General features: G+C 71.4%; 1 protein-coding gene. It reads right to left on the bottom strand.

The window, feature by feature from the left end:
- Positions 1 to 19 precede the first annotated feature (19 nt).
- Positions 20 to 3,724 (bottom strand): MobF family relaxase, encoded by a 3,705-nt coding sequence (gene mobF, locus ACFV0O_RS41040; protein ID WP_380350048.1) that lies wholly within the window; start codon positions 3,722 to 3,724, stop codon positions 20 to 22.
- Between the last annotated feature and the right edge of the window lie 258 nt (positions 3,725 to 3,982).

Genomic DNA, 3,982 nt, shown 5'->3' with positions numbered 1-3,982 from the left:
CCCTCAACCGCGGGCTCCCCTAGTCTCCCCCCCCCCCCCCCGGGGGGTTGGGCCCCCCCCGGCCCCCCCCCCCCCCCCCCCCGGGGGCCCCCCCCCGCGCGGGGCCCCCCCCGAGGCCGGACAACCAGTCCGGAGGTCGGCTCCCGAACCTGTCCGCGAGCACCACCGGATCGGGCACGACCTGCGCCGCCCGCCACAATCCCCGCTCCCCGCTCCGCTCCCCGCCCGGAGCCGGGCCAGTCGGATCCGACCCCCGATAGCCAGTCAGATCACGGTAAGCAGCCGCCGCGGCAAGCCGCTCCCCCCACACGGCCGCGTGCCCCGGATCTGCCGGTTCGGGACCGTAAACGGCCGCCCAGCCCTGACCGGCCGCGGCGTCCGCGCGGGCCGTCTCAGTGACCTGAACAAACCGCCGCTCAGCAGCCACGGCAAGCTGATGCAGATACACCGATCGGCCGTCGGACGGGTCCGCACCGGGCAGGGACAGGCCCATCGCCCGGAACAGGTCGTCCCCGCGGGCCTGGCCCGCACCTCGGTGACCGACAGCGGTGACGGGCCGCTCGGCGCCCTCCGGCAGGCGGAGAAGCGCCGCGGCCGACTCGTTCTCCATCACCTTGGCGGCACGGGCGTGGAGGATCGCCGCCAGGTCGTTGAGCGGCCTGCCGTCGAAGTCGAAAGTGTTGCCCTGGGGGTCTTGGAAGGCTTCCCTGAGCAGCCGGTCGCTGTCGAAGCCCGCCTCCGCGAACCCGGCGAGCTGGTCCCGCAGGGCGGGCCATGCCGGGGCCCCGACGAGTTGCGTCGAAGCACGCTCGCCGAGCAGTCCGGCGACCGCCCGCCGGGCCTGCACGTCGGCGAGATCGTCGAGGACATAGGTCATCCGGTCGGCCTGCGTGCGCAGGGACGCGGCCTTCCGGGCGAGCAGGCGCTCGACCGCGGTGACGGAGTACCGGGCGCCGTCACGGCCGAGAATCCCGGCGAAGACCTGGCGTGCCGCCTGCTCCGTACCTGGTTCCGCAGCCTCGTCGCCCGGCGTCTGCGTGACCAGGTAGAGGTGGTTGGCCAGCCGCCCCCGGGTGGCCGCCGGATAGGCACTGTCACGGTCGAGGGAGCTGTCGAACAGGGCGTGCGCGGTGTCGACCGTGAGTTCCCGCGCCCGGTCCTTGGAGACGGAGTAGGCGAGGTCGACGGCCTGTGCGCTGTACTCGGCGGGAAGGGTCAGCTGTCGGCTGGTGCGGTCGTTCCGGACCCTCAGCGAGCCGTCCTCACCGACCGCGCCGACGGTCCAGACGTCGCCGTTGCGGACCCACTGGCGACCGTCCTCGCTGAGGATCTTCCGGTTGTTCGTCCGGGTGACGATCCGGTCGCCCACCCCGCAGCGGGAGCCGCCGATCAGGGCCACCGTGGCGGTGTCGTCGACCTCGCCGAGGGTGATCCTGGCCTCGCGGGCCCGCCGGGACAGCTGTGCCGCGAGGGCGTCGGAGGGCGCGATCATGACGCTCTGCAGACCTTCGGCACTGTCGCGGTGCCAGGCCTCGAACACCGCGTCGAGCATGGCCTCGGCGGCGCCGTGATGGATGCGTCCGTGGGCGTCGTAGACGTCGTAGCAGCTGTCGTCGCCGAGCGACAAGGCCTGTGCCGCTTCCACCTCCCAGCCACGTATCGCGCCGCCGGTCTCTCGGAAGCGGCGGGCCTCCGAGAGCCTCGCGACCCCGGCGTCTGCCTCGATGAGACTGAGCGCCCCGGTGCCGGTCGAACCCTGCCGGCCGGCGTCCCCGATGAGGATCAGGCGCCCGTCGACCGCCTGGACCTGGCGGAGCACGGCATGCAGATCAGGGGTCGACGCCTGGCCCGCCTCGTCGACGATGACGATCTGCCCTGGGGCCAGGGTCCAATCCCCGGCACCGCTCGCATACCGCTCGGACATCGCGCGCCAGCGGGCGGTGCTCGTCGTCCGGACGCCCGTCTCCTCGGCCAGGTTCCCGGCCAGTATCTGGCTCGAGGTGAGAGCGATCACCGGCACCTCGCGCGCGTCCGCGGCTTCCTTCAAGAGCCGCACGACGGCCGACTTGCCGGTTCCCGCAGGACCGGCGACCGCGTTGACGTGGACGTCGGATCCGAGGACGTGATGGACGGCCGCGCGTTGCTCCGCCGACGGCGTGAAGCCGCGGCCTCGATCGCCGGCCGCCAGCACCCGGTCGATGTCGACGGGCTCGAAGCGGGCGATCGGGACGGGCCTGAGTGCCGCGTCGAGCAGGTCTGCCTCCGCCGCTCGCAGACGGTGCGAGCTGTACTGCTCCGCCCCGGGATCGGCGAACAGGGCGGTACCGTCGGCCCGCTGGTACTCCGCCGGGACCTCGACCGTGTCGGCGGGGTTCAGCGGCGCGCAGTGAGCCGGCGCCAGCACCGTGCCGGCTACTTCCTCCACCACCTCGTCGAAGCTCTCACCGGCCGCCAGGTGCCAGCCCGTGGCAGTCAGCTGGCGGTACGTCTCGGCCGCGACATGGGTCCGCGTCCAGGCCGATCGTGAGGACTCGAGGGTCGAGAGAACCCCGTCGACAACGTCGCTGAGGGACGCCGGATCCGAGCGCGGGGAATCGACCTGTCGGGAGAGCTCCGCACACTCGTCGAGCCAGCGCTCCGGGCTTTCGACACCGAGTTCGTTCGCCCTTCTGCGCCACTCGATCCGCTCCGACTCCGGGTCGCTCTTCTGCTTGGCCGGACGCTGCGAGAGCGCCGCGCTCTGGGCGAGCGCATAGGACTCCACCCGGGTCGGCTCACGCCCCTCCCGGGCCATGAACACCCGGGTCAGGTGCTCCAGCTCCCGCTCGGTGGAACGGCGCCTCGCGGAGTACGCGCGGACCACTTCCGGGCCCACTCCGACGAACTCCCGGACCGGTCGGCGGTCCGGACGGATCGTGTCGATACGCGGCCCGGCAACCACGCCGAAGGCCTCGTACATCCCGCGCTCGACCTCGGTGGTGTACATCTCCGACAGCGCCACGGTCATCTTGTGCAGCGGGCGCGCATCCAGTGCGAGCCACCGCCCGTCAGCGGTACGAACCTTCGCCGATATCAGGAGGTGACGGTGGAAGTCGGGATCACCCGCGCGGGAGGAACGATGGATGAACGACGCCGCGATGAACCCCTCCGCTCTGATCGTCACCTGGGACGCCGCAGTGGGGCCGCTGCGGGTCCAGCACGCCTCCGACTCCGTCCGGGCGAAGACCTTCTCGAAGGCCTTCTGCTCCACTTCCTCGAGCCGTGCGCGGGTCTCGTCGTCAGCCGTTGCCCAGAGAACCGAGAAGCTTTTGACGGGCGAGTAGACCATCTCCCAGCCGGAGCGAGCCGTACGGCTCCCTTCCCGGTTCGCCTTCACCCGGAGCTTCTCGCGACGACTCTCGGACGCCTCCGGCTCGGCGGCGAGCAGACGCTCGTACAGCACGTCGGCCGGAGTGTAGCGAGGAAACGCACGGCCGAGCTTCTCACCCGTGACGGGGTTGAGGGCATACTTGAAAACGGCGTCCGACGCCTCCAGTTCCACCAGCGAACCGGCGATTCCGAGCGCCTGTGCCTGGGTTCCGATCCACACCCCCGGGGTGTCACCTCCGCCGGCCCAGTACTCGTCGAGACCGTTGACCGTCGACCTGTAGTCGTCCCCCACAACGGTGGCCGTTAGGTAGTCGGCCCCGGTCCCTGATGACGCGCCATGAATGGTTACCGTCATGCGCCCACACCCCCCACTTCGCCCTCTTCAACTGTGATCTTGGTATGCATCGCTGACATGCTCTCAACCCACTGAACCGAATAGCAAGAGGTGTGCTTCTCCGAGAAGGCTCTCTGCCGCATCGGTGACGGGCTTCGAATTCGGACGCCGAGCAAGCCGGGAAGCCCCGGGACGGAGACCGCGCCAGCGGGCTCCGGCCCCCGGGACGGAGACCGCGCCAGCGGGCTCCGGCCCCCGGGACGGAGACCGCGCCAGCGG

It is taken from the genome of Kitasatospora sp. NPDC059577, assembly GCF_042735475.1.
Taxonomy (GTDB): domain Bacteria; phylum Actinomycetota; class Actinomycetes; order Streptomycetales; family Streptomycetaceae; genus Kitasatospora.
Note: the sequence above shows the minus strand (reverse complement) of the source record. Positions and strands in the feature narration are given on the sequence as shown.

Coding starts and splice junctions, on each gene's coding strand:
- mobF (WP_380350048.1), bottom strand. CDS start 3,724: ATGACGGTAACCATTCATGGCGCGTCATCAGGGACCGGGGCCGACTAC.